At 37.7% G+C, this 1941-nt stretch carries 3 protein-coding genes; all 3 read right to left on the bottom strand.

Features of this window, described 5'->3' with window-relative positions; all coding sequences use genetic code 11:
• Window positions 1-72: 72 nt before the first annotated feature.
• Genes ACLTU0_RS11820 through ACLTU0_RS11810 form a run of 3 tightly spaced genes read right to left on the bottom strand, consistent with a single transcriptional unit; the run spans window position 73 to window position 1937 of the window.
• The gene (locus tag ACLTU0_RS11820) at window positions 73-753 is read right to left on the bottom strand and encodes a DUF2828 family protein (RefSeq protein ID WP_412322641.1); all 681 of its coding nucleotides are present in this window, start codon (window positions 751-753) and stop codon (window positions 73-75) included.
• A complete protein-coding gene (locus tag ACLTU0_RS11815; protein ID WP_412322640.1) occupies window positions 740-1777 on the bottom strand; it encodes a hypothetical protein in 1038 nt (345 codons plus the stop codon). The genes ACLTU0_RS11820 and ACLTU0_RS11815 overlap by 14 nt, the downstream gene beginning before the upstream one ends.
• On the bottom strand, window positions 1770-1937 hold the full coding sequence (locus ACLTU0_RS11810; RefSeq protein WP_412322643.1) for an RNA polymerase sigma factor: 168 nt from the start codon (window positions 1935-1937) through the stop codon (window positions 1770-1772). The genes ACLTU0_RS11815 and ACLTU0_RS11810 overlap by 8 nt, the downstream gene beginning before the upstream one ends.
• Window positions 1938-1941 lie beyond the last annotated feature (4 nt).

Genomic DNA, 1941 nt, shown 5'->3' with positions numbered 1-1941 from the left:
AAAACCGACCTCCCAATAGTTAGATTTTTGGTCTAACTTTTGGGGGTCGGTTCAAAAACCATCTCGCCTTTTTTATGCCTTAATATCAGCATATCTCTCTTGATTAAGCACATCAAGCATATACTCATACGGAGTACACTTATCTTCCGTAACCATTGAAAAAATTCTCGGATTGCAACCGGAAACAAGCGTCACACCTTGCTCATTCATTTCTACAGGTGATTGCATATTGCGGCTTGCAACATTCCAAAACACCACCTTAGGCAAAGCATATCCGTTCTGTTCAAACTTTTCCTTTGCGTATTCAAAATTTGTAACATCAGAATTTTCCGCACAATAATCAAATTCCATATCCGATATTATATACAATTTTGACGGCATATCTTCAGGCAATGTTTTATTTTTCACCGCCGTACTTAAAACAAGGTCGAACACCGCTTGAATATCAGTATTGGCACATTCCGCAAAAGTTTCGCAATACTTCACTTTTTCATAAATATCCTTACCCTTAATTTCAATAAGCTGAGGATTACACGAAAAAGTAATAAAGTGATTTTTAAAATCACCGCTGTTTCTTTCCGCAAAATATATTGCGAGTGAAAACGCTACCGAAATCGGTTTCGGAGTTGCACTGCACCAATACATTGAACCCGACGTATCAGCTACAACAACAGCATTCTCATCATATAGGATAATAAGTTGCGAAAACAAAAAAATGCCGAAAAAATTCGGCATTTTTCTATTTTTCATCATCTACACTATTGTTTTGTTCTTCCATATGAATGTCACTTGTATCGGACTGTACATCTTCCGACTGCGGATAATCTACATTTTCAATTATCTTTTTCATTTCTTCCTTTTCAATACCGTCGCTACTGCTTACGGAATACGAACTTTCATCGTTCCATGTACTGACGTAATACTTATCGTCAGAACTTTTCATTGTAACGGTATTATCGTTTATCTGCTCCGTTTCGGTTTTCTCATAAACATTATAATCACCGCTTATGTCTTCATCTGTTTTTTCGGTACGATAAATAATAGTGTCCGTGTCGTTTGTATATGAAATCCGGATAAGTTTCTCAAACATCAATGAAATATTATCCGTCTTATATCCGCTCGGCATATACTTAGGTATTTTAAAGTTATATCCAACCTGTTTTTTTAGTTCGTCTATACTGCTGTAATCCACAAACGGACTGCCTCCGCACACCAATTCATCTTCTATATCGTCTGTATTCGTTTCGGTATTATTTCCGCTTGATAAAACAGGCATTTCTGATTTTGGGGGTGTTATATCAGGTAGGTAAACGGTTGTGTTTTCGGTATCGTTTACTGTGCTTACAGCGTTGTCTTGCTCGGCAACATTACTTGCAACCGTTTCGATTTTTGACGATGCATTGCCTGTTGGTAACACATAATTTTCTGTTTTCTTATTTGTTTCATAAACTTCTTGTTCTGCCACTTGGGGAGTTTCTTTTTCAGTCACAGTTTCGGAAGTCTTTATTGGAGAGGTTGTCGGAGTTACATATGACGGTGTTTCTGTTTTGGTTGGAAGTATGTCCATAACGTCGGTATTATTGACCGCCGTTAAGCACAGCACAAGACAAGCCGCACAGGCAGCAGCATATTTTGCATATCGGAAATATACAGTTTTGGAGTGTATTGACTTTGTTTTTTCTGCCTTGATTTTTTGCTCGGCAGACTTTAGTATTTTGGCTTTAAGTTCGTCAGAAACAGTGATTTTGTCCATTTCTTCTCTAAATGTCTTACTCAAAATCATAATCCTCCTTTAACATATCTTTTAATTTGTTTCTCGCTCGGTGGAGCAATGACCGTATTGTCGTTTCATTCTTTCCTATGACATCAGCTATTTCCGGTGTCGAATACCCTTCATAGTAGTACATATATACCACCACCCTATACTTCTCGCCCAGTGCC

The organism is Hominilimicola sp. (assembly GCF_046972485.1).
In the GTDB taxonomy this organism is placed as follows: domain Bacteria; phylum Bacillota; class Clostridia; order UBA1381; family UBA1381; genus Hominilimicola; species Hominilimicola fabiformis.
Note: the sequence above shows the minus strand (reverse complement) of the source record. Positions and strands in the feature narration are given on the sequence as shown.

What these genes read in the sequence shown, in the direction of transcription:
- ACLTU0_RS11820 (WP_412322641.1), bottom strand. Translation starts at nt 753, where the DNA reads ATGATGAAAAATAGAAAAATGCCGAATTTTTTCGGCATTTTTTTGTTT.